Annotated in this window: 20 protein-coding genes; 2 read left to right on the top strand and 18 right to left on the bottom strand. The window is 47.9% G+C overall.

Features of this window, described 5'->3' with window-relative positions; translation table 11 throughout:
- Together PHF27_RS02615 and PHF27_RS02610 are read left to right on the top strand one after the other, a co-directional pair.
- Nucleotides 1-843 (top strand): Abi family protein (locus PHF27_RS02615; protein ID WP_300065626.1); only part of this gene is annotated, 843 nt, incomplete at its 5' end.
- Nucleotides 844-899: 56 nt separating this feature from the next.
- On the top strand, nt 900-2,378 hold the full coding sequence (locus tag PHF27_RS02610; protein ID WP_300065624.1) for a recombinase family protein: 1,479 nt from the start codon (nt 900-902) through the stop codon (nt 2,376-2,378).
- Nucleotides 2,379-2,812: 434 nt separating this feature from the next.
- Here PHF27_RS02610 and PHF27_RS02605 read toward each other — a convergent pair whose 3' ends face one another.
- The 18 genes from PHF27_RS02605 to PHF27_RS02520 all read right to left on the bottom strand — a co-directional run bounded on the left by PHF27_RS02605 (nt 2,813) and on the right by PHF27_RS02520 (nt 25,180).
- On the bottom strand, nt 2,813-3,565 hold the full coding sequence (locus PHF27_RS02605; protein ID WP_300065622.1) for a hypothetical protein: 753 nt from the start codon (nt 3,563-3,565) through the stop codon (nt 2,813-2,815).
- Between the two features lie 69 nt (nt 3,566-3,634).
- Nucleotides 3,635-3,838 (bottom strand): hypothetical protein, encoded by a 204-nt coding sequence (locus PHF27_RS02600; protein WP_300065620.1) that lies wholly within the window; start codon nt 3,836-3,838, stop codon nt 3,635-3,637.
- Nucleotides 3,839-3,840: 2 nt separating this feature from the next.
- Nucleotides 3,841-4,401 carry an N-acetylmuramoyl-L-alanine amidase gene (locus PHF27_RS02595; protein ID WP_300065618.1) on the bottom strand — a complete coding sequence of 187 codons (561 nt, stop codon included), beginning with the start codon at nt 4,399-4,401 and terminating at the stop codon, nt 3,841-3,843.
- Entirely contained in the window at nt 4,398-4,841 is a 444-nt protein-coding gene (locus PHF27_RS02590; protein ID WP_300065616.1) for a phage holin family protein, read from the bottom strand. Before PHF27_RS02590 ends, PHF27_RS02595 begins: the two co-directional genes overlap by 4 nt.
- Nucleotides 4,842-4,968: 127 nt before the next feature.
- Nucleotides 4,969-5,733: a Bro-N domain-containing protein gene (locus PHF27_RS02585; RefSeq protein ID WP_300065614.1), complete on the bottom strand. Its 765-nt coding sequence runs from the start codon at nt 5,731-5,733 to the stop codon at nt 4,969-4,971.
- A complete protein-coding gene (locus tag PHF27_RS02580; protein WP_300065612.1) occupies nt 5,730-5,903 on the bottom strand; it encodes a hypothetical protein in 174 nt (57 codons plus the stop codon). The genes PHF27_RS02585 and PHF27_RS02580 overlap by 4 nt, the downstream gene beginning before the upstream one ends.
- Nucleotides 5,904-6,039: 136 nt before the next feature.
- Nucleotides 6,040-6,177 carry a hypothetical protein gene (locus PHF27_RS02575; protein WP_300065610.1) on the bottom strand — a complete coding sequence of 46 codons (138 nt, stop codon included), beginning with the start codon at nt 6,175-6,177 and terminating at the stop codon, nt 6,040-6,042.
- 381 nt (nt 6,178-6,558) lie between these two features.
- Nucleotides 6,559-16,815 carry a DEAD/DEAH box helicase family protein gene (locus PHF27_RS02570; RefSeq protein ID WP_300065608.1) on the bottom strand — a complete coding sequence of 3,419 codons (10,257 nt, stop codon included), beginning with the start codon at nt 16,813-16,815 and terminating at the stop codon, nt 6,559-6,561.
- A 15-nt stretch (nt 16,816-16,830) separates the two neighbouring features.
- Nucleotides 16,831-18,405 carry a hypothetical protein gene (locus PHF27_RS02565; RefSeq protein ID WP_300065606.1) on the bottom strand — a complete coding sequence of 525 codons (1,575 nt, stop codon included), beginning with the start codon at nt 18,403-18,405 and terminating at the stop codon, nt 16,831-16,833.
- 12 nt (nt 18,406-18,417) lie between these two features.
- A complete protein-coding gene (locus PHF27_RS02560; protein ID WP_300065604.1) occupies nt 18,418-19,869 on the bottom strand; it encodes a hypothetical protein in 1,452 nt (483 codons plus the stop codon).
- Nucleotides 19,870-19,959: 90 nt separating this feature from the next.
- Complete coding sequence (locus PHF27_RS02555) at nt 19,960-20,298, bottom strand: hypothetical protein (protein ID WP_300065602.1); 339 nt, start codon at nt 20,296-20,298, stop codon at nt 19,960-19,962.
- Nucleotides 20,261-21,427, bottom strand: a complete 1,167-nt coding sequence (locus PHF27_RS02550) for a radical SAM protein (RefSeq protein ID WP_300065600.1) — start codon at nt 21,425-21,427, stop codon at nt 20,261-20,263. Before PHF27_RS02550 ends, PHF27_RS02555 begins: the two co-directional genes overlap by 38 nt.
- Nucleotides 21,420-21,626, bottom strand: a complete 207-nt coding sequence (locus tag PHF27_RS02545) for a hypothetical protein (protein WP_300065598.1) — start codon at nt 21,624-21,626, stop codon at nt 21,420-21,422. The genes PHF27_RS02550 and PHF27_RS02545 overlap by 8 nt, the downstream gene beginning before the upstream one ends.
- Nucleotides 21,623-22,015: a hypothetical protein gene (locus PHF27_RS02540; RefSeq protein ID WP_300065596.1), complete on the bottom strand. Its 393-nt coding sequence runs from the start codon at nt 22,013-22,015 to the stop codon at nt 21,623-21,625. The genes PHF27_RS02545 and PHF27_RS02540 overlap by 4 nt, the downstream gene beginning before the upstream one ends.
- Nucleotide 22,016: 1 nt before the next feature.
- Entirely contained in the window at nt 22,017-22,304 is a 288-nt protein-coding gene (locus tag PHF27_RS02535) for a hypothetical protein (RefSeq protein WP_300065594.1), read from the bottom strand.
- 338 nt (nt 22,305-22,642) lie between these two features.
- Nucleotides 22,643-23,188, bottom strand: coding sequence for a hypothetical protein (locus PHF27_RS02530; RefSeq protein WP_300065592.1), 546 nt, complete (start codon nt 23,186-23,188; stop codon nt 22,643-22,645).
- A 67-nt stretch (nt 23,189-23,255) separates the two neighbouring features.
- Nucleotides 23,256-23,606: a hypothetical protein gene (locus tag PHF27_RS02525; RefSeq protein WP_300065590.1), complete on the bottom strand. Its 351-nt coding sequence runs from the start codon at nt 23,604-23,606 to the stop codon at nt 23,256-23,258.
- A 14-nt stretch (nt 23,607-23,620) separates the two neighbouring features.
- The gene (locus PHF27_RS02520) at nt 23,621-25,180 is read right to left on the bottom strand and encodes a hypothetical protein (protein ID WP_300065588.1); all 1,560 of its coding nucleotides are present in this window, start codon (nt 25,178-25,180) and stop codon (nt 23,621-23,623) included.
- Nucleotide 25,181: the final 1 nt, after the last annotated feature.

Here is a 25,181-nt window from a genome sequence, read left to right as displayed (position 1 = left end):
AAGGAAATTCTTTTCAAGGAAAATTATTTTAATATTATCAATGGTTATAAACAACTTTTTCTAAAGCCCAACGATGATGAAAAATATTTAGATGGATGCACCTTTGATGAAATATATGCATTATATAAATTTGATAGAGCGCTAAGAAAACTATTTTTAGATAAGATTCTTATAGTTGAAAACAATATCAAATCTGTCTTATCTCATTATTTTGCTTCGCAATACACAGAAAATAAATACTTAAAACTATCAAATTTGTCCAGGCGTGATCATGATTGCATAAAAGACTCTACCAGGTTCATAGCATCAGTTCATTCCGACATAGCCGACAAAGCAAAAAGGCATAGTGCTATATCTCACTATATTACAAACCACGGATATGTACCGCCATGGGTTCTCGTAAACATTTTGACCTTTGGAAGAATTAGCATGTGGATTTCCGTATTAAAGGATATCGACAAAGAAAATGTTGCACGTTCCTTCAAGATCAATGCTACTCAGCTAGGAACTTTCACCAAGTTCTTAGCGCTTGCCAGAAATATTTGCGCCCACGATGAACGTTTGTATTGCAGCAAGTTTAACATTATTGCTGACACTAAGTATCATACTAGTCTGAACTTGCTTACAAACGTCCACGGAGATTTCATTCGCGGAAAAAGAGATTGCATGGCATTGCTTATAACTTTAAAATTCTTCATCGGAGATTCTGAATATAAAAATCTTGTAGACGCGGTTTGGGGAGAATTATTTACACTCAAGTCTTCTTTAAAAACTATTAACCTAAACCAAGTTTTATCGAAAATGGGCTTCCCGAAAAAATGGCACAAAATACGAGACTTATAATCATTAAGAGAGTAGCTCATATGCTGCTCTCTAGTTTTATCAAGGAGGATTTACTGATGATTAACGCAGCAGTTTACGCTCGCTATTCTTCTGACAACCAGAGAGATGAATCCATCGACGCGCAGCTCCGTGCTGCTTATGAGTATTGCAAAAAGAAAGAATATCGCATTGTACACGAATACATTGATCGCGTCCAGACAGCGACCAATGACAACCGTCCAGAGTACCAGTCCATGATGGCCGATGCAAAAAAGAAAATGTTTGATGTTATTGTCTTTCATAAAATTGACCGTAACGCCAGAAACGAATTTGACTACTACTACCACAAAACACAGCTCAAAAAATATAACATTCGTTATGAATATGTGGCTCAAAATATCGACGATTCCCCAGAAGGACAAATGATGGAAGGAATCATGGTATCATTTGCCGCCTACTATTCGCGAAATTTGGCAGGCGAAGTAAAAAAGGGCCATCGTGAAAACGCGCACCAGCAACTCTGGAACGGCGGAACCCCGCCCCTTGGGTATGATGTAGTGGATCGAAAGCTAAAGATCAACGAGCAGGAAGCAGAAGCAGTACGGATGGCCTTTCGGATGCGAGCAGAAGGGAAAACATTCTCTGCTATTATAAAAGCCTTGAATGAAGCCGGCCACTTAACGAAAAAGAAAAACAAATTCACACCTAACTCAATTTCCGATCTTTTAAGTAACGAAAAATACATTGGAACTTATGTATTTGGAAAGGTCACAGGAGGCCGTAGCGGCCCCAGGAACAGCCATATGAATAACCCTGATGCAATACGATATGAAAACGCGATACCGGCTATTATTGACCGTGCTACGTGGGAAATGGTGCGAGATAAATATGCCAAGCGATTAAAGCAATCTAATCAAATTGAAACGTACCTGCTCTCCGGCCTAATCAGTTGCGAATGTGGCGCCCCAATGTGCGGCGGTCGCGTACGCAATCAAAAAGGCATTCTATATGTCTATTACCGCTGCAACGACAAAAAATGCAAGGTCGGGAGAATTAAACGCGAAACAGTTGAAGAATATGTAGTTGAGTGCTTGCTTGAACATCTAAACGATCCAGTAAAGCGCAAAGCATTGGCGCAAAACATAGAAGACCACGCAAACACCTACAGCCAAATCTATACCTCCCACATTGCGGGCATAAAAAAAGAAATCGCCGCCTTAGACAGAAAGGCAGCGAAACTTTTGGATGCAATTGAAACGATGGGAATCTCTTCTGCTATCGCCGATCGGCTCAAAGAGATCGATAAGCAAAAAGAAGCAATGACCAAAAAAATTCAGCGGGCATCCGCAGCGGCAGCATCATTAGTCGGGCGCGATCAAATCGAGGCCGTAATTGATGACTGCGCATTTATTCTCAAAGATAACAAAAACAACCCGGACAAAGTCCGGGTTGTACTAGAATTATTTGTAGACTCGATCACGGTAAAACAGACTACCGTAGATGTCGTATACAAATTTGCGCCAAATTGGTGGAGACGAGGGGAATCGAACCCCTGACCTTTTGAATGCGAATTAACAGTTCAACCTAAAACACACTTAAACGTGTTGAAACTGATTTAAACTTACTCAGTAAAATAAGGCTTTTTAGACCTCCATCGGAAACAAATTGAAACGTCTTGAAAAACGTCTTGGGGTACAATTTGGGGTATACCCCATAATACCCCAAAATAGAAAAAGCCGCCAGCGTCAAAAGACAACCGGCGGCAATCATGCAAATGCGAGGCTGCAACTAAGGAGGACAATCCAAACCTGCACCCTCGGTAAACGGTTTTCGGCATTACCCGAAAGCGTTTGTTGCTAAGACACGTTTCTCCGCACGTCTACGGCGCGTTTAGCCTCTGTAGATATCATACCACCAAATGAGCAAATGCTCAAATGGATTTGGTAGGGGCATTAATGTCCTTACCAAATTGCCGGCATCGGAAAAATGGTTAGAACAAACCGAATAGTTTATCGGTTTTAACCACATACTTTATTTCATAGCCACTCTTGCCGCCAACATGGTACTCAGCAGCTAACGCTTTGTCCTTGCTATAGTTGCGCTGCAACCCAATGGGAATATAACTATCGCCACCATGCCGCCCGTACCCTGCGGACCATTCCCAATTGCGGTATAGGTTGACCTTCATCACATCGACTTTCCATTCCTTGTTGCCGTCTTTATTTACGACTTCCTGCGGCACCACGGCGGTGCGATCCGTCTTTTCTAAAGCCATGCTCGGCAGCGTCTTGTCACCATCGTTAATGCGCTGCGCCACCGATCCGGCGGCCTGGTCAACTGTCGGCGCTGTTTGCACAAACGTAACAGACGGAGCAAGGTTTCCTGCCTGTGCCGCTTTGACCGCCGCCGCCATTGCATCGGCGTTCTGCTTGCTGATCTTCAACTCATTTTGCAGATAGTCAGAGTTAGCTGCCTGCGCCGCTGTCATCACCGCCGCCTTTTGCAGCGCCTCTTCGTGCGCGGTGTTTTTTTGCCACAGCCATGCCAGGCCGCAAATTAGGGCCAGCACGAGCAGAATGGCACCACCACAAGCCGCAATCTTCGTCTTTGACCATCCGACAGCAGTGCCGCTTAATCGCTCCATGGCGGCCTTTAATTCTTCGTCGGTCATATCATCACCCTTTCCCAAACAACGCGCAAAGAGAAGCGGTGCCAAGGAGCGAAAGACCCAAAGCACCGCCAACCAAAGAAAGAACTCCCAAGGCAGTTCCTTCTCTCCCGCCTCTGTGGATATAAAGTACATATTGCAAAATCAGCGCGAATCCTGCGGCGGACATGAATCCGGCCATGGAACCACCTCCATCTCTTCTGCGCAGCACAAGGCGGCGTCGGTGCCGCCGAGCCACACACAATAAACAGGTTTTTTTATTCCGGTTACGTTTTCGGCCAGGCCAATGATTTCTCCGGCTTGACCGTGATGTTTACCGCGCAAAATGCAGACTCGTTGGCCGACCATTTTTATTCCCCTTTCTGTGCGTAAAAATCACTAATACCGCAAGCCAGCGCTTTGGCAATATCGTCTCTGTTGTTTTTCAGCAACACCGCGTCTTCTGTAGAATCAATAAACGCTACTTCTGCCAAGACTGCAGGCATGTTCGTGGCACGCAGCACAGCCAAGCCGTCACGAACCTTAATACCTCTGTCCGGGATGGTGCTGTCAATGCCCTGCAGCGTTTCCACAAGACGTCCTTGTACGGCTTTGGCCAAGCGTTCGCCGTCGCCACCAAGGCTAAAGCACAGCGTTTCAATACCTCTGGCTTCCCCATTGCAGGCGTTGCAGTGAATCGAGAGGAATAAATCGGCCCCGTAGGCATTGGCTTCGTCGCATACGCACGGAAGGTCCGGCGTCTCCCCGGTTAGGTTGTCGCTTTGCAGCAATACAACTTCATAGCCAGCTTGCTCAAGATATGCTTTGACCCGTTCCCCCAGGTCCAGAACTACATCGGCTTCGCGCATGTCATAGCCGCACGCGCCGGAATCTCTGTTCACATCATGCCCAGGGTTAATAAAGATTTTCATAATTTAGCCACTCCTTTTTCTTCGCGTAATTGCGCCAGTTTAGTCCGGAGGAAAACAGGTATGTAGCCGCCATACCCTGCGCGATCCACGTTTTCCAGCAAGCTAAGACCTTCCATACCGGCATACCCACAAATAACCATGCCCCGCAGTAAGTGATTCAGGCCCATTCCTAAATCAAGCATATTGGCAAGCGACACAACCAGGATAATTGCCACCTTGCGCGGTATGCCCATAAACCCCTTCTGGCTTGATAGTGTGCCGGTCTTCCAAGCTGCCAGCATTCCGGTGATATAGTCGCCAATAATCAAAACCATCAATGCCTGTGCGGCCTGGTCAAAACCTCCGACGAGAAACGACAAGCACCCGCCTGCCGCTGAACAAATGGCCCATGCGTCTACTTCTGTTTTGGTTCGGGAAATGATGTTTAACAAAAACTCCATGCGTCACCTCCGTAAATGAATAGAGTCAAGTTTATTAGTTTGGGTTAGCTGGTATCCATAAACGCGCCTCCTAGCCGTAAAATGGGCATGAAAAAACCGCCCTGTTAAGAGCGGCTTATCAATGAGATCATTTTTTGAGAATTTCCAGCAGCTTGGCCTTGCCTTTCTCGTTGTACATGAAGGTAGGCATTTGCTTGGCACTGTGTTCGGATTGCCCAAGGACCATCATACCGTATTCGTCTGTTTTGAGATTGTTGGCGTTGGCTGCTTTACCCACGTTATTCCGGTTGGTTCCCGCCTCTAATGCAATGTCGCTGGCGCTATAGAGCCGATCCACCTGCGGTCTGGGAAGAACCCCCTTCCCTGCAATCATTTCCACCGCGTTGATTTTCAGCAGCTCCGCAGCCACCGGCGAAAGGTGCAGGCTATCTGCTTTCTGAATCAAGAACTCCGCGTCCTTGCGCCGAGCGTTCATCAAGCGAGCCTGCGCGTTTTTATTGCGAGCTTCGATTATGGCCGGGTCGATTTGTTTGAAGGCCTTAACAGTTCCTTTGCGCAGTTCTTTGAGTATCTTGCGGACCCTGGCGCGGAATTCTCTGGCTATTTGTGTTTTAGCAAGCATAGTTACTTCATAGATTCCATCTTCTGTGAATACGCGAGTTTCTTGTTCGCCGGAAGGTGTACCCATTTTGACTACACCTGAAAACTCTTCCGTTCGCAAGTAGGCATTTCGGTCAACAACCTTGCTGATTGCTTGCCGGGGATTGGCATAGCCTAACGCGCTCCCTAGCTGGTCAGACGTCATAAAATAACTATCAGTATCTTCATTGCGCCAAAAATCGCACGTTACGCCCCTAAAAACTTCCGATTTTGCCAATACTAAATCGCTCATTGCAATACCTTCCCTTCTTCGTTCAAACACTCCATCAACATATCCTTAATGCGTTCTTCAATCATTCCACTTTCATATTGCTTCTGCAAAGACTCAATCAGGGCATCGCGGTTATCCTTATCCGGGAATATTGCCCGCACCTGTACGCATAATTCCACTGTTTTGGTCATAAAAAATCCTCCTTCGTGCTACGCCTTGCCGAAGAAGGTTTATCCGTGCTATGCTTATAGCAAGGCTAACCTCTTTTCGGAGAGGCGTGCTGGTGGGAAGTCCGCTTAACTCTTGGTCGGGGAGAGCGGCTTCCTTTTATTTTTGGTTTTTTTCAAGGTCTGCTTTTATAAGCCCGATTATGTAGTCCTTTAAGGTTTTCCCTTCAAGGGCTACTTTTACTTTTATCTGCTTATAAAATTCTTCATCAACCTTAAAATTGATGGCTTTCTCCATCTTTCGCCTCCTTCCTGTCTTCTTGTAACCATATTACTACATTACAACATAGACAGTCAAGAGGCAAACCAAAAATAATTAGAAGCCGCATTCCGGGTACGAAAAAAGCGCCCCGAAGGACGCTTGTGCTATAATGACAAAGGAGCCAACCTGTTCGCCCAGGAAGGCTCCAACAACAGAATAAGGAGGTGACACACCTTGGAGATCCACATCCTCTTCGACAACGACGTGGTTATCCGGGTGGTGGCTATAGCAGCTTTCATCTGGCTAAGCCGTCGCTGATCCTTATCCCTGTATTAGCCGTTGCCCTTTTGCCGAGGGTAGCGGCTTTTTGTCTGCCTTCAGTATACCATCGCGCTGACTATCTGCCAACTGTCTTTATTACTCTACAAAGTCATCAAGGTATTGTGTGCGCCTCCTTTCGTCTCTTGTCATAGATTTTCTAGACCGTTCATAATCTGTCAATGACTGATTTTTAACCGCCGTGCGTACCGAAGAAGGAGATACGCGAAGCTCACGCAATTTATCCCTGTTCTCCTTTGTGGGATTGTTAACGTATGCATCAATAGCTTTCTGACGCTTCTTGGCGTCGTCTTTCTTTATGGAGCTGTCAATTCGCTTGGCATCGCTTTCTTCGGCTTCCTGGATGGTTCTAAATCCTGCCGCGCGGATAAGCCGTTCTTTGACCGTATCGTAAGTTGTTTTAGGTCTGCCTCTATCATCATCTTTGTGGCCTCTCCACGCTGCAACTAATCCACCAGCTGCCGGAGACAACGCACTAACAGCTCCAACGGGGTCCGCGTTAAATGACTTCGTTACGAAACCATAAAGCGTGCTTCCGGCCGGTCCGCCAAGAGTCGACATTACAAATTCCCAAGCACTATCAGGCATCCTAGGCATACTTCCGGCCTCACCAATCCCTACGCGTTTCGAGATGTCGATACCGGCAAAAGCGCCAACGCCGTACCAAGCTACTTTAACGCCAGCCTCTAGGGCCTTGTTACCGGCAGCCGCCTTTATCGTGTAGTTTTTAACGATGGTTTCCCAATCATCCCCTTCGGCGTCAAACAATACCTTTAACAACCACCCCAGTGTAGGGCCAACCAACAAGGCGAACCCAGGAATTCCCCAAACACCAGAAATAGCCATTAGCGGCAACCAAAGTCTAAGTTTTTGCCCAGCTGTCGTTTTGTTTGACCAGGGCATAAACTCCCACATTAGTTCCATTTGTTTTACAGGATATTTTTTAAACTGGAACATGGCTTGCGTAACGGGTCCGCCCATACGCATAAAGCGAGGTGTATCGTGTATTCCGTAGTCAAAATTGGCTTTTAGGTTGATCTCCTTGGCGTAGTTTAAAGCTTCTTGGCGACTCATTCCCTTTCCTATCCCTTGGTGATATGCCCCTAAAATGGTAGCAGCACGATTAACTTTCTCCACTTTGCCAAAAAACAGCATTCCTAGATTTCCAAAAGCATCAAGGGTTCGCGATACTTTCCCACCGCCACCTTTGTAACGAGAAGATGCGGTGTATCCAGCCCCCAAGTCGGAAAAACCAATGTTTGTTTCCACCCCAGACTCTTTAAGAATCCTGGCATCTGCCAAGGATAGTTTTTTGAGCCGCTTAAAGCCACCAGCCAGCGCTCGGTAGCTCCCCATTTTCCCAGCAGCATTAATGCATTGTGTAAGGTTCACCATACCGGCCGCAACACTATAACCAAGTTTCATAATACCAGTCCACTTCATACCGGTGCTGCACAGTGACATCGTGGGACGGCTATATCCATGCATGTTTGTGAAATCTCCTATTACTGGAAATTCCTTGATGATACTGTCTGCCCATTCTTCCAGTCTAGTTGGTTCTCCGTTTACATCACTAATAAACCCCTTCAAAAATTCGGCGTCTCCCGTATGCTTACCGTCCCATTTTCCGTACCAGCGTTCAAAGAAGCTTCTGGATTTGCTTTTAAAGGGGTCTAGCGCTACATACCTGGCTACTTCATGGGTATGCCGGCGCATGGCCCACAGAGCGTCTTGCTCGTAGCCGTCTGCTCCTGTTCGATGCAGGACGCTACCCAAAAACCGATGCTTATTCTTCATGCGAACAAGATCATCCATTAAGACTTTTGCTTCGCCGCTAGAGATTTCAAACATATCTTCCACTTTATTCATGATGCGAAAATATTCCGCATCCCCTATTGTGGCAGCAGCCTCCGCAGCTCCCGGCATATGGAACGTCTTGCCTTTGATAATATACTCTTTGGATTTGTCCAGTTTGTTGGCAAAGCGCGAAGCAGCTGCAAGCGAACCAAAGCTAGCAATGGATTTATTTCCGTCATTCCCTTTCTCGTAAACGATAAACGATTCAAAGAAGTGACGAACATGGCCCTTACGCTTGTTGATCGGTGATGCTTGCTGTATATACGATACATATACAATGTCATCATTGCGAACGACCGCCATAGCTCCTGGTAGAATAGCACCGCCGCCAGCTTTTTGAATACGAGTGATCTGTACGTCAGGGTTGTTTTGCAATTCTTCCAATGCGGCTGTTGTCATTGGCGCATCTTCGGTTTTGTAGGTCTTTGGCTCTCTCCATGTGATAACATAGCGGTTTGCGTCAGGGCGAGATTCATGAACAATTTCATTGAATTTAGTATCCGTAATGGCCGCCTTAGCCGCAGCGATAATCTTCTCGTCTTTGTCTTTGTCTCCGGTAAGATCTATGCTTTCACTTTTCATTTCCGCACGTTGACGCATATTATTGGCTAATCGGTAAAAATAATCAGATAAACCGCGATATAACCGATATGCTTTGATGATGTTTTCAGCAAGCCCTTGGTTGCGAAGTTCTTGGTTTGTCCATTCTATTTCAGACATATCACCAGACATTAAGATGTTGATGAGTTTTTGCCGTTCTCCTTTTCCTTTGACTAATTTCTCGATTTTTTCAAGCTGTCGATCCGCTTTATTGCGAAGCATTTCATTTCTTTCGGTAGATTTTAAGGCAAGGTTGTAAATAACGCGAATAGCCGGATTCAACTTAGCTAGGTGGGAAGGTGAAAGTGTAAGTGTTTTTAGAACATTGGTACTGGTTTTTTCTTTTTCAACCGTTACGTTTTCGCCTGCTCTCCACCCCGTTTTCAGTCCCAATTTCAACATAAATTTTTTCCATGCTTTTTGCAACGTTTGTTTCACATTGGAGGAATCAGCGGAGTAGCGAATGTCGGTATCCTCTTCATTACGCTGCTCGCTTTCCTGTTCTTCACTACTATACGCCGGCACTTCCTTGTACGGGAACTTCGAGCGGTCTGTATATAACCGCTTGCCGTCTACGGCAGCCAAACCAAAAGATTGCCTTACCTGCTGTTCCAGGGCTTTTACTTGCGCAAGGTTTAGATGACTGTCCCTCTGCTCTTCTTGCCCAGAAGCAGCGGCCTTCAACTTAGCAATTACCTTTTGGAAAAACTCGCCCAGGCGATAGAATAAAGACTTGTCCTGAGTTGCAATACTTTCCAGCAGTCCACGGCGCGATACGGCGTCCGCCAACTCGTCTGCAAGCATTTCCTCCACCACTGCAGAACGCTCCATTTTATCTCCAAACGCAATGGTGTCCCGATAGGTTTCTACTTGCTTGTCAGTGACGCGAGAAGCGTCTTCCACGGCCTGCAAAACATCTTGGTAAAGTTCTTCATCGTTGTTGCGAAGCCAATGCATGTGCTCATGCCAGAACGTCCACGCTGGCCCTCTATTGCCATTACGGTTAATGTAAGTCACGTCTCCAAAATGGAAGCCGCGCAAGGAAGAGGCGCCAACAAAAAAACGCACCTTTACGCCCATGGTTTCCCCCACGGAAGCAATAGCACGCTCGCTGGAATTGATTTTTCCTTCGGGAACAAAGTTTACTTTTTGGCCTCGATAAGCTAGGAGCTCTTTTAGGTCTTCGTCAGAAAAAGCGTCTTCATCATCGGAAGCATCTTGGCTGCGCTTGATTTTGTAACTATCGTCTCCGTCTTTGCGAATAAAACTAAGAGACTTTAGTTCTCCCTCACTGGCGTGATCCTTGAATTTTTCAACCGCATTCCCATCGCCAACCCAGGCCTTGTGCTCCGGGTTCCAGCGGAAACCAGATTTTCTCAGTTCATCCTTTACGGCGTAGGTGTTGCCGGTTACGGCGTACTTTCCTTCCGGTTCAATCGCTTCTGCTTGCTTCTCCCCAGCATCCTCTTTTACCTTTTCTTTCACTTCCTGCCGATCCGGCATAGTGATATTTTCGATGCGGTCAAACAGATCCTTTATGGAATCGGAATTGGAAAGATCAATGTTTTTCTGCTGGATGTTTTGGGCGTTTTCTGGATTCGTTTGTTTTTCCAGTATCACAATGCGCGTTCTAACACTCGTTCCGGCGCGCTCAAAGGTGCAGGAAGGAAGTTTAACCTCGCCCACCATATGCAAGCCTTTGGCTTCGTCTGACTCGTACCATTTATCGAACTTGTCGGTAGCCGAACCTTCGGGAATCAACGCTACCACGCGGCCGCCGTCTCGCAGGTGCTTGGCGGCCTTGGCTACATGGTCAATAGCGGTCCTCCCTGCTGTACCAAAGGGCGGATTCATGACAACCGCGTCAAACTTATTCACGAGGTTTAGATTTTCAAAGGTGTCGTTGACTAGCTTGGCATTGTCCGTGACCATGTGCGCTTGCGAAGCTAACTGCTCGCTGGGTTCAACAATCGTATTGGTAGTGTTAGGCGAGAAGAAGCGGCTGATAGCGCCATGACCAGCGGAAGGCTCTAGTACACTTTCGCCAAGTTGCGGGTCGGCCCACTCCACCATCTTTAAGCCAAGAGGCTCAGGGGTGGCAAAGTAGTCTTTCCCTTCTTGCGCTTTATTACGGCTGTTCTTTTTTTGTCTGCCGAAATAGAAACTCTTAGCCCGTTCAAATTCGGTGAGATCACCGGCTCTGCCAGGAGCGTCCATTTCCTTGCCGCCAGTTCCTTCCTCGGTGTCTCCGGGCAGCCGGCGCTGCCAATCGTCACTCATTGTCTCCATGTAGAGGTTTACAAAGGAATCGCGCAGCCCTCTGGCTTGGTTACCCATAGCCAGGTTTTCCGCCGTAGAGGCGCGACTGGCAATGGTGCTGGCGAACAGCGAGCGCTCGATGGCCGTACCAGTGGAAAGGTAGCGAAAAATAGCATTGCTGGCCGAACCGACGCGATAAATGCGGCCCTCAATCTGTGTGGCGTAAATCGGGCGCGTGGGCATACTCAAATTAATCAGCACACGCTGATACTTACCAGTTGTGTCGTGCAGACTAATACCCGCATTGCCTGCGTCCTGCTGTACCAAGATAAGATTTTTGCCGCTGTTATCGTCCTGGAATTGGCGTACTATATCATCCTTTTCGCTCTTAGGGGTTTCCCCGTTGTACATCATAATATCGTCGCCAAAGGCGCTTTGCAGCGTTTCTCTCGGGGAAAGTAAAGACGCTACGTTTAGCCCTAACAAGTCAGGGCGTTTGGTCTTGAACAACTCGTATTGATGTAAGACGTTCTCTTCGTGATTGCCGTGGCCCAATAGGAACGGATGCACGGCTTTTTTCGCTTTCATGGATTGATGGAATAAGACTACCTTTTTGCCGCTTGCCAGATACTCTTTGACGAGTGGGATACACTCTTTGGCCTTGATGCTTTCCAGCAAGTATTTGCAGGCATTGCCGTTAAACTGTTTGCGCAGTACGTCGTACAGCTCGCGGAAGTCTCCGTTTTTCTTGTCGCTCAGCCAATCAAAACCTTCGTCAAACTTCTTGCCAATACCGCCGTCAACCAGGATAAAGCCACGGTCATAGTCTTGGTTTACCTCTAACGCCCTGCCGCTGAGAACGCCTGTACTCTTCAGCCATTCGTGAAAAGCGACTTCCATAACACGGTTATCTACTTGCGCGTCCGGCCGGGTCAATTTGTTATAACGCATACGGTAGCCAAAATGCTGCATCATAAAGCTATCGCGTCCGCCTGCGGAATTATAGCCGCCCTTCGATTCTCCTGGGTAATCGTACAAGTACCCTTCGCCGTAGTCCGTGCATTTGTCATACGCAAAGGGAGTAGCCGAAAGGAAAACTACCTTCGGCTTTTGGTCGGCCGGGATTGTTTTCCATTGTTCCACCAGAGCTTTGCGCTTGTCTTCCATCTTGGCATAAATTTCAGAAATGTCTTCTTTATGCTGGGAAATCTCCATAGTGAGAGAATTAACCTTGCTCCTAGATGCAGGGTCATTTTCTTTGGATAGCTTGCTGACCGCACGCTCTTTCTTGGCAATTTCCATTTCCAACGAGCGAATTTTCGAGGTTCGATGCAGCAACTTAAAACGCTCCCAGAAAGAGCGCGGATTCAAGGTAATGGCCCTTAAATTTTCCAAAGCCCCCGTGGCCTTGCCGGTTTCGGCTTGCATGAGGTTATGCGATTCATCGGCAACAACCAGATCCCAATTCCGGTTTACCAGTTCCTTATTGGCTTCCAAGTTGGCGTAGGTGGTAATAACAATGCCTTCGCCTTTATCCTTCGTGGAAGACAGTTCGGTTACGGTAAGTCCAAAATCATCACGCGCTGTATCAATCCATTGCGAAGTGACAGTGCCCCCAGGATTCACAATTAAGATATTCTTCTTGCCGCTGTCAAACAAGCGCTTGATAATGCCAAGGCCGGTATAGGTTTTCCCGGTGCCGGTGCCGTTGGTGAACATCATCCCTTGGCCGCCGGTTTCAAGCAGGCGCCTTTCGGCCTTGAGTACATCCTCTTGCTGTTCTGGCAATAACATAGGCAGGTCGTTCTTGATGCTCTCAAGATCGCCTGCCTTTTGTTTCAGTTCTGTTTTTCTTTTTGGAGTGGCTTCATGGTTGGATCGGTTTTGAGTAGATGCAACAGTTTGTCCAGTTCTTCCGTCGTCAAGGAAGGATTCTCCGCGCAGGCTATCCCTAACGCTTCTTGATAACTCAGAACCTCCGGTTCGTTGATCGCCGGATTCTTCATGCTGTACTCCGCTATGGCCAACCTCTCTGCTAAGAGAGGCGCTACTGTCACGAACGCTACCGCCACCTTGTTTCCCACTCTTTTCCGTAGGCGATAAAACACTTTGTCCGCTTCCGCCATCGGGTCTTCCGCTTTCAGCATCTCTCCCCAAGCTGTCTTGATTTCTCCTTTTGCCATCTCGTGAAGCCAATCCGTTGGCGCTGCCATGAACATCGTGATCGCCTCCATTCACCATTCCTTTAATTCCATTATACGCCATTTTTGCAAAAGGTGTATATTCTTCGCCTAAATCTTCTGCAATAACTTTGCTCAGCGCTTCTTCGGTGGTGTGTCCTTCTTTATGCGCAATACCAGCGTATTCAAACAGTTCATTTACCGTATCGGCGTCAAACTTCTTCCCTTCCGGGAAACTGTTTATCATGCTCCATGTACTAGGCAGGTAGGGCGTGATTTTATCGCCAGCTGCGCCAGTCATCTTTTCAGACCAATCAGCAAAGTTATTTACGCCGCGCTGCGCATAGATTAGACCCACGCGTAAGGCTTTTCCCATAAGGTCCGGGTTAAACATAGGATTCGCGGAAAGGTTATCTAAGCTCCCTTTCAAGTCTGCCAACGCTTCCGCAAGAGCTGCGTCACTATCATCCACCACATTGACCAGCTTTTTAGGCTTGCTCTTGGCCAGAAGTTTGGCTTTGAGCGCTTCCTTGCGGCTTACGTCAAAATCAAGAGCGGTTTGCGGTTTCGTTTGTTCGGAAGAAGGTGGTTCTTCTTTGGCAGGATGCTCTTCTTTTCCACTTACTTCGGCTTCCTGCTGCGCTGCTTTGCCGCTACGAGGAGTTTCTTCTTCTTGCGTCTTCTCGGTAGTGTTGTTTTTTACGTCGCTCGCAGGGCTATTTGTAGGCGTTTCGCTGGGGACTTTCTTTTCCCCAACAACTTTCTCGTAAGCAGCAAGCAATTCGCTTCTGCCGTGCGAATCAACAATGCGCTCGATAAAACCGTTGCGGCTCTTGCTGCCGGCTTTTCTGATCTTCAGTAATCTGGCAATTTGGTTTAACTGCGCGTCAGGAAGCGCCGCCAAGGCTTCTTCCATGTTGGAAGGAGCTTGGTCGGTTACGTTCTCTTGCGCTGCTGCTGTTTGGCTCGGTTGAGGTTCGGGGTCTTGAATTTGATTTGCGGCGTTTTCACGCTGCGAGGTTGTGGTGTTCTCATGGATTGGTTCCACCTTTGCTATTTCAGCGCTCTTTTGCGCATCTTTCTGCTTTCCTTGAACGAATGGCTGTGTTACTTCTTGCTCCTGCCGTGCCCTTTCTTCGCTTTGAACTGCAGCATTAAGGGAACCTTCTTCTGCTTGGTCAAATTTAACTGCCTGCGCCTTTTGCAGCGCTTGCAGTAAGTCAGGCATTACTTGCGAACGAAGATTGTTGGTTGCCGGTGCTACTGGGGCTTGCGTTGGTTGTTGTTGCCGCGCTTGCAGCGAAGCGGTTTCCGTAGCCGAAGCGGCACGCACATCCTCTGCAGCGCTTTGCCGGAATAGTTTGGCTTTATTTGCCAAAGCAAGTCCTTGCTCCGAAGCTGGGTTAATGGCTAAAAGCCTGCCTGCTTCTTGTTCCAGATCCATTGCTGTATTGAGCTTGGCCTTGGTTCCGGCGTGAATGTCGCTGTATAGAGGCTGTGCCGGGCGCGTTTGGGAATCCTGCGAGGTTGCTTTTTGGGCATTGACCGTTTGCTCTGCCACTGGCGCATTAAGAGCCGTATAGAGGTTCACAAGACCTTCGCGGCCTAACCCCAACTGCTCTTGAATAAGCGCCGCTTGTTCCGGGTCGGTTGTGGTTTCCATGATGTTTTCGGCCTGCGCCTTTGTATCCGCTGCCAGATTAGCCGGTTTTTCTGCTTGGTATCCCATTTCCTGCGCTTTCTTGGCAATATCCTGCATGTTGTTGGCTTCAAGCATCTTGGTAATGTCCGCCACCGTGGCCGGATCGGCTTGCACTTGCTGCAGATATTCTTTGGCACCGGCGTTCCAATTAGCCAATGCCTTTTCGTTTTCTGCAAAGGCTGCTTCGTTGGCGGCTTTTGCTTTGGCCATAATAGCAGCCGAAGACGCTGCAGCGGTTTTTGGAGATGCTACGGAGCTCTTGGTTCCCGGCGTTGCCGCCTGGTATTCTCCGGTAGGGTTGGCAATGTGGAAATGAGCGCCTTGGGTGTACTCGGTTGGGTGGTCGATTTCGTTTAAGACTTCCCCAAAGCCAAGTTCTCCGGCGCGTTTTTCAAGCCACGCCCGTCGTTCGGAACCGGCTTCGCTGTCGGAGATCATTGTCGGACTCCATAGGTCTACCGCCGTACCGGCTTTATGATAGCTCGTAGGGCTACCGTAGGCAGCGTCAGCTGGGCGAAGACCGTCTGTGATCGTAAGAGGATCATCACTGTAACGCTGGTTATACTCTCGGATCAACTGATAGACGGCGTTTTTCGTGGTAGGTGTTACCCCTTCAAAGTCGGCGCTGTCGCTAACCGAGAAGGAAGGAACGGATGTATCTTGCGTTACCTGTTCGGAATTTTGTTGCTGATTGCGAACCGAATCAAGAAGGGCCGCTGGGTCAGGAGCGTTATTCCGCTGCTGTTCAAGCGCTTCGCGGCCGCTGCCCATAACATGAGCTGTCCCAGCAAACATGCCGCCCATAGCGGCACCGGCATTAAAGTTACGCTGCATTTCTTCGTCCCAGTTTGCAGGATTCCATTGCGTTTCCTGCCCAAGAGAGCCACGTTTGAAGTTTTCCTGTGATGTTTCTTCCAGGCCTTCCGAACCCATTTCCGCGCCAACCGTAGCTCCTACCTTGGCTTTGTTGCTTTTCATCCAAGCCGGTGCTTTTTCCGCAAGTGCCGCTACCCTGCCAGGAACGATATTACCAAGCGCAGCTCGTCCCGCTTGGGTGAACGGTGCAAATTGGAGCGCATTGCTTGCCGTAAGAAAAGCCAAGTTCTTGGCAAATACCTCGTTGCCTATTTTTTTAGCCTCTTCTTCGCTGCGTCCTTCTTTTAGCGCCTGCTGATAAGCGTCTCCGGCTTCCGTACCACCTTCAAAGGCTGCTGTAGGAATGCCCATACCGGCGAAGGTGCCAATGGTTTGGGCAACCTTTTTTCCGCCAAGAGCGGCGGCAGCGCGCGCGCCAAGCGCAGCGCCGCCAAGGCCCATAGGCATAGTAGCAACAGTGAACGGCAGGGATTGGAGCACATCGGAAGCAACGCCATATTGTCCTAATTGGCTGGCATTGTTTGGGTCAGCAATATTGTCGATCATGCCCTGGCCGTTTTCGGAAACCGTTTGACCGCCAGGAATACCGGCCCACTCCATACCCTTGCCAGTGCCTTGAATGAGATTGCCAAAACCCATAGCAAAATCAGCAGATAGGTTGGCTACATGCTTGCTTGCCGCTTCCGCCGTAGGATTGCTACCGCGCTGGTATTCCATCCCTTCATAGCCGGTAGGAATAGACGGAGTAAGGGCTCCGTCATCTTTTGGGCCAAATTCTTTTAAGAAATCATCTGGACTATACTCTTTTTTTTGAGGAGGGTTCTTAAATTCACTCAAAAAATCATCCGGGCCATAACTCATACCCACTCACCTCTCCTATTCAGGAATCCAGCTCATTGCAATATCAGGATCTAATCCAGAATTAAGTATTGCCTGCTTGTTTGTTTCTACCCATTTTCTAGCTGCATCAGGTCCTTGACTATTAATAATGGCAGACAATGAAGACTGCAACTTAAAGGCACTTCCATTGTCTGCGCTATTTTGGTTTTGTTGCTGCCCTTGCCCTGATCCATAGGCAGAAACAATAGACGAAGCATCTGCAACTTCATCGGGAGTGAACTTCCTGTTGCCCATGGGAACTCCATTGCCTTCCTCGCGAGCATCATACCCAAGAATATATTTTGCTTTTTCAAATCTTGCCTTATCTTCTTTGTTTTGCTGTCGATTGTCATATTGCGTCTTGTACTGCAAGCGTCCATTTGCACCGTCCTGGCGCATTCCCTCTGTCTGTAAGGACGTTTTGTTGTTCATGCCCGTAGTAAGCACATGAGTTTGGTTCGTAGAATCAGTATTTCGCATAGAAACCTGTCCTTTAAAGGCATCACCAGGAGACAGCGAATTTTGCATGGTTTGCGCCGGTCCGTACCCGGTGCCGTTTTGCGGATACATGAGGGTTTGACCGCCAAGATCCTGCGCTTTGTATTCTGGATTGAGGTTCTTCATGTATTCCATAAACGCTTTCGGGTCAATGCCATTTTGCAAGGCCCATTGGGCTACGCTGCCGCCGACAGAGTTTCCGCTATTCTGCAGCGCTGCGGCTATTTGCGCAATCATAGGAGCATTTTGCTTGGCTTTCTGCTGTGCGTCCACAATCCCCAAATACTGCTGCGCCTTTTGCATAGTCTGCGGCGAATATCCTTTTTCCATTAACGCCTTCATGATGTCGGGAGAAGACTGCGCTCGCAACTGCGCAATGCCGCTGACCAACTTCTGCACCTCAGGCGAATACTGCCCGTTTTGATTGATTGCATCAAAGGAAATAGTAGCCGGTTGGTACGATGACTGCTGTTGCGGCGGTTGCAGACCACTTCCTAATCTGGCATTGGCTTGCGATGTGCTTTCGCTAGGAGAACTCAAAGACGAATTAAAAGCATACTGTCCTTGCGTTCCTGCGGGGCCTTTGGTTAGTGATGCATCAAACGCATACTGTTGCTGCCCGCTAGATGGGTTATTACGCATTTGCTCATAACTGGCCGCCGCATCGTCTCCGGCTCCAAAACCGCTCCCAAGACTTGCTCCTAAAAGCTGCCGCACCCGGTCCGCTTGCGCATGAATAGTTTGTTGCTGCTGGTTTACTGCGTCAATGTCCTTTTGATTGGTAAGATTGGCCTTGGAGTCTTCGAGTCCTTGCCATTGCTGTTGCTTGTCAGCAAGAACTTGGCGCGCGTCTTGTCCGGAAAGACCTCCCAAGCCCATCTGTTGCATGATCTGGTTTTGCGCGCTACTTGTATCCGTGCTGTTTACGGATGGATTGAGTGCTTGCGAGATCGTATTAAGAGCATCTTGCTCTTCTTTTTTTTGCTGCTGTTGCTGCATCATTTGGCCCAAAGCCATGCCAAGAGCAGACCACCGGTTATCGGCCGGTACATAAATAGCTCCGCCTCTTCCCAAAATAACGCCTCCTTACAATCCGAAAATACTGCTAATGGCAGAACTTCCGTTTTTAGATCCAGCCCACGAACCAAGGACGCCACCTAATAAGCCGCTACTGCCTTGCTGCACCACCGGCGTGCTCTCCAAACTGTACCGGCGGTTTTGGTCCTGGTTGTAGAAGTCTCGCGCCGCATTGGTACGGTTGGCCAAAATGGTTTGTGCGTCGCTGTTGGCTGCCAGTTGTTGCGCATTGTTGGTATTGGCCGCGCCGGACCATGTGTTGTACAGGCTATTGAGTGTTTGGTTGGCCGCATTATTGGCATTATAGAAACTGTTGGCAATGTTGGTTCCTGTTGTTGCGTTATTACGTGCGTTATCATAGGTGCTGTTAAGAACCGTATTAGACAAGTTTTGCCCGGAAAGGTTCGTTGCCTGGTTTTGACGCAGATTATCTGTTTGGCTGTTCAACGCCGAAAGCCCCTGTGTTTGGGCGTTCAGATTGTTGGTAAACTGATTTTGCGCTAGGCCTGCTTGGTTTTGAATGTTTTGATTGGCTACGTTAGCCTGCTGCCCGTACAAACTGGCCACGGTGTTGAGATTGTTGTTGTAGTTCGTGGCTGCTGTATTGGCTACGCTATCAGCAATGTTCCGGGTGGCCTGATCGGCGCTGGTGCTATCCAATACCCCGGCTTGGGTCAAACTGTTGACCGATTGCCCCAAAGCCCGATTAGCCGCCGTATTGAGCGCCGTTTGGTAGTTGTCGCTAAATGAGGTCGGAAGCTGCCCGTTAATCAAGCCGGACAGCCCCGTATTGGCCGTTTGCTCCATTTGGTTGGATTGACCGGAAATAGCGTTGGCTGCCGTATTGTACGCCGTTGGCGTAGACGCAATATTGCTGCGCAGGGTGTTGTAATCTCCCGTCAGCGCGCCGGACGCCGTATTGAAATTGGAAGTTCCTTGATTCACTGAATCGCGCAGGGCGTCAAAGTTTTGCCGTGTATCTCCCGTAGTATCGGCAAACCCTTGATACAGCCCATTATAGTTACTCCTCATGTCCGCATTGGAGTTTTGGTACTGCTGTGCCAGGCCTTGCGCGTAATTATCAATTTGGTTGCTTGTGCCACCTAGATCCCACATCATGTTTTGATAGCCTTGGTCTGCCTGGTCCCGAAGGGCTCTTGTTTGCGCTATCTCTCCGGTTTGGTTCCGTGCCGCAACAGCATCGTTATACTTGGCTAATTCGTCCCCAGAAATCTCACGCATACCGCTTCCGGTGTTTTGCGTTTCGTAATGACCTCCAGCGCCATTCTCTCCGGTTCCGTCATTAACCCATACCTGCGTTGGTTGACCGCTTGATTGCACATAATAGCGGCCGTTATTTTGAACCAACTGCTCATTGCCGGTAAAACCGTAGCGATTTTGCAGGTAGCTGTCATCCAGAGCGCTGCCGCCGTAAAGCTGACCGGCTAGTTGGTTACGCATGTTTGATTCCTGGCTTGTCTCCGGCATAATCAAGCTACTAGGGTCTGGATAACTCACGCTCGAACTCGATCCAAATAAAGCCTCTGGCATTTACTCAACCTCCCTCTCCATCACATATCCCACTACTTGCGCTCCCAGCATCCGTTCAAATGCCTTATGGCCCCGGTGCATGGAAACGCCCCAAATCTTTTTAAAGCCGTTCAGTTTGGCAAACTCTACCGCTTTAGCACCCCAATACCGGCCATCCCCAACCCACAAAACAAGGTTTAAAACCTCTTTGGTCAAAGGACGCAGGGCTAAAATTCCTCGTTCCGGCTCAAAGATAATGATGTTGGCCGGATCCGGCTGGTACGGGATGGTATGAAACTCGTTATGAACGGCGATCCATTCGTCAAACGTCCGCCGGCCGGGCCGCATTCTCTTTGCCATGCGGGTTCCCTCCTGTCTTTTGCCGCGACAGGCGCAGCACTTCTTCTACGGAAACACCTTCCTTTTCAGCTATGCGACCAAAGAAATATTGATTAGCTTTGTACCGAGCCAAATGCATCTTGCAATGCCAATCGCCACGGATAAAGAGCGAGCCAAACTTGTCCCAAAACGGAACCAAGCACTCACCGCAGCCGCCAGAGGCTTCGCAGTTCGCGCAGTCAGGACTTTGCTTCTTGATGTGGGAAAAGCAGAAAGGAAGCAGTTTATTGCTGTCTACACCGGTATCTACATGCCCTACAGGGTATGGAACATTAGCCGTCTTAAAGCGAAGACATGGAAACAACGCACCGGTATGATCTACGGCCAGCATGGACTTACCGCAGCCGCACCAACCTTCGGAAGTTGTTTTGGGTGTAAGTACAAACGGATCAAACAGGCGGAAGTATTTGTCCTTATATAAGTCTGTTTCCACCATGTAATCCGCGATTTTTAGCAGCTGCTCGTAGTAAAGTAAATCGTCTCCGCCTTCCCATATATCTTCATAGACAGTGTTGATCATAATCACGTCCATCGGCAAAGAAAGAAGGACTTTAGCGCTCTCAAACAAGGAGGGCAAACCGTCTCTGCCGATTGTGCTTTTGGTTAGGCCGCAGGGAGATTGCTTTCTCCAAAAAGGAAATCCCCTCATAACCGCATCAAAACTGTTGCTGCGTGCCAAATCATGCGCCTGTTTGCAACCGTCCAGGGAAAGACCCAGCACGAGCTTACAGCGCAGTTTCATAAGGCGCTGACGCATACTGGGAGTATTAAACAACGTGCCGTTTGTGGTGGCTCCAAAGGAAATATTTTCCCATTTCCCTTTTAGTTCGATTTCGCAGCGCTCCATAGCGTACTCAATCACATCCATATTGAGCAATGGCTCTCCGCCAATGAAGTCCACGCAAAGGAGCTTGCTTATTGGAGTGTATTGGTCCCGCAAAAAAGCCACCGCTTTATCGACGGTGGCTTTAGTCATGTGATATTTTGCTTTCCCCTCTTCGTAGCAATAGGAGCAGCGAAGGTTGCAGTCATCGGTGACGACAAAGGTAAAATTGTCGGCGTAAGGAACTTCCGGTGGTGCTTTATACATAGCGTTCGACTCCTTTGGCGCGATGGATTTCAAAGACCGCTTTTACAAAGTCCTCATAGGTCAAGTCCGGTTCTTTGACAAACATACTTTTGCATTTTGCTAACTCTGGATATTCTTTTACGCCGGTTGCCTGTTCTCCGCTTTCTACGCCGCACCAGACGCAGGGACAATACTGGCAAAACGGGCTGCCTGCAATCACGTAACCACCTGCATGATTTCATCAATGCGCTTTTGATTCTTTTCGAAGCCCTCTTTAAAGAGGATGTTTAGCTCTACCAGTAAAATATCTCTGTCTTCCCCAAATTGCTGCCGATATGCCTCAAGGACATTCATGGTGAGTTTATTTTCCCTTTGCAAACGGTCCATAAGACGAATAAACGCCACCTTAGAATAACCCTTGGTAGCGTGAAGAAGATCGTCTATTTTATTTTCCGGCAGGTTGTTTGAAATTAGGGTTAATTGCATTGCGAAAAACTCTTCTGTTGGCGAGATGGAATGAAGCTCTTTGAGAAGCTCATTTGCATTATCCCCGCTGGTTATGCTTTGCGTAATTTTAACTGTAAGCAAAAATGTTTTTTGATCGTCCATCTTAAACCTCCTCAACCACTAGAAATAGAGCAGTTGTTAAAGCAACCGCCGGTACAATCTTTGCCACAACTGTCACTGCAACTTGCAGTACAACCGCCTGTGCAACTGCCATCACAACCTCCTCCACAACCTCCTTCGCAACCGCCAATACAAGTACCGCTGCATGTGCCAGAACAACCAGAGCAGCTTGTGCAGCTAGAACATCCACCCGTACAGCTTCCGGTACAGCTAGTGCAACCTCCGGTGCAACTCCCAGTGCAACCAACGCAAAGTCCAGAACAACCAGCATTGCAGTCTGAAACGCCGCCTTGCGCCGGATGTGCCTCTAATGCGTTGATCTTGGTCCGAATTTCCGTAGTATGAATCGCTCGAATTGGGGTTTGGCCTGCGGTAATGGTGTTCGTAGGGGTAAAGGGAGCAAAGCCCTGCACCTTACTCCGCATCTCGTTGTAATAAATAGCCCTGGCGCGAACCGGAGAAGCGTCGGTGAAGGATTGGCTACCCATGCCTCGGCGCACCATCTCCGCGTTCAGGGCGTTACGAAGCTCCGTTAAGTGCGTAAGTCGCAGTTTAGTTTGTCCTGGCGTCAGGGTATCAGCCCAGTTTGTCGCCATATTCCCCTCCTAACTACGGTGCATAGGTGGCGTATAGCGGCACCCACGCCCCGCTGAGATAGATTTTGCGCGTATAGGTAGTGGTGTCAAGCCACTCCATACCTTCAACCGGGTTCGTTGGTGCTGTAGCGCTACGAATCAGGCCTCCAATAGGTACAAAGGCGGTACCGGTATCCATATAAAGAATCCGGGTATCAGATGCCAAATAGACGACGCCTGCAGCCGAAGAAACCTTATTGGCGTCCAGGCCCATAGAAAACTTAGTTACGCCGCCGGATAGAACCATGCCGCCGTTTGCCTTTAAAAACAAAACAGTGGTCCATGCAACAGGATTGATAGATGTACACACCTTGAATGCCGCAGGGTTAGTTGACGTGTCAATCCACCGCTCGTTTAACACAGGACTGTCCGGTGCAGATATAGAGCGACAATCAACGTTTAGCGTGTTGATGTACCCTAAAAGCACATCCAATTCGTCTTCGTGAAGAGAAAACCCCTCTCCTACTTTTGTACCCCCAGGAACAAGATTCAACGTATTAACGCGGCTAAATGTTGTCATGAAAACCCCTCCATAGAAAAACAAGCACAGATCCGCTGATTATGCGGAACTGTGCTTGTTTTTACAACTAAAGCAAAATTGCTTCTAAATCTGCAAGTGTTTCTGCTGCATCTACTAAATTGTATAATCCGCGCAATGACATTCTACGACCCTTTATCGGTTCGTATTCTTCCGCGGTAATTTCACCATCTACAAACTTTAGGCATTTGTAGTCTAGGCTTGACAATTCAGAGAGAATCAATGATTTTTTGATTCTCTTTTCTTGTTCAAGCAAATACTTCTCGTCGCTTGATAAGTCAACCCATTCATAAAGAGGATTTCCATCCACATCAGAAGCTCCCCACGGTCCTCCAAAAGCAATCGGTTCGCTAGAGTACGTTGCAATTTCTCCTGTGCTTTTGTTCACTAACTTATACATACAATCACTCCTTTTTATAACTCTGCATCAACGGTATAGTGATAAGCAAGATATACGTCGCCTGTCATTGTATTGTTAATCGAAGCCGATGCTCTATAGTCGCCAACATCAATGGCCAACCCGGACATTTCCGCCCCTGTAGTTTTTTCTCGAATAATGCCAGAATTTCCAGTAATAGGAGAGTACAGATTGATTGTCGGAGTAGTCCGTTTTTGCACCTTGTAGTAAATATGATTTTGATGGAACACGGCATTGCCAGAAGCATACCAGTTAACCTGGCCAGTATTTGTTACCTTACAAGGAACATCTAGTAGATTGTACGACTTTTCGTAATATCTCTGGCACAACATTAATTCTAGCGCATGGTGACGGAACTCGAAATCAGTCGCTGACGCCCCTTCTTCTAATTGAACCAGCGCAAAATCAACCTGAAGATTGCTATAATCATTTGGAAGTTGAAAATAAACTTCCAAATAACTATTAATCGAATTAATTGTTTTATCGGCAACAGAAGGGATGTCAAACGTAAAGGCATATTTCTTGAATCCTGACGTTAACGCGAGAGTTTTAAGCGTTCCTAACACATCAGAACTTCCTCCCGTCCCAAAGCATTGCCTAAAGTTAACACTCATCGGCGTGCCATCAGCAGATGCCTGTGCATAGAACGAAAAAGTGGCTTTTTTGCCAGCTAACGTACGTACACTTTCAATTCTTTGAGATATAATGCGACCACTAGTATTATTTCCATTAGTTAATTGCTTCCATCGCAAACAATACTTTGGAGATCCAGGAAGAGTTTCGGGAAGCAAGCCAATTTTGCTTACCGTTGCTACACCGCCTTCGCTGGTAGCAGCAACAAGCCAGCGATCAGCAGAATAAGCAAACGAAGTAGAAGGAGAACCAACGTGATGTGTCGTTGAATTGGACATGTTCATGGTCATTCCAGTTTCAGATGTTGTGACTTCGTCCTCAGGGTAAAGACGTGCTCCAGCCAAGTGAGAAACTGCTGTACTTCCAGAGACCCCCCTTGTGACAGTTAGCGTTACTCCACTTTTGCCAGTTACCGTCATAATCTCACTATCCACTTTGATGTTAAACGGAGGCGTATCAAACGATATGTCGGAAAGTAATGTTAATGTTGTTTGAACGCTTGTCATATCACTGGCAATAGCGCTTGTCGCCGAATACTCTATCGTATAACTTGTCGGACTAGGAACACTAGTGATAGCGCGAAGACGATTGTAATTAGTTCCTCCAAAACCATAATGCTGTACGGCCGTACCAACTGTTAAATCATGCGGAATGGAAGTGGTGACGGTAATTACACCATTAGATCGGCTCCTGGTTGCCACCGGAATTTTACGACTAACACGTTGCCAATACGAAAAATCGCCATTAATAAGTTTATTTTTTAGGCCCTGCATCGGAGCAGAGACTGGGATGCCTCCAGAGGTAGCACCGTCACCGACAAACAGATTTTTCGTATCTGTCGTCCAAACAAACTCGCCACTATCAAAAACAACACCTACGCGCTCTGACTCTTTTCCTCTGCGGGCCAAAAGTTTATAACTCATT

It is taken from the genome of Anaeromusa sp., from assembly GCF_028691475.1.
Classification (GTDB): Bacteria; Bacillota; Negativicutes; order Anaeromusales; family Anaeromusaceae; genus Anaeromusa.
The sequence above is the reverse complement of the archived record's forward strand: the minus strand, read 5'-3'. Positions and strand labels throughout refer to the sequence as shown.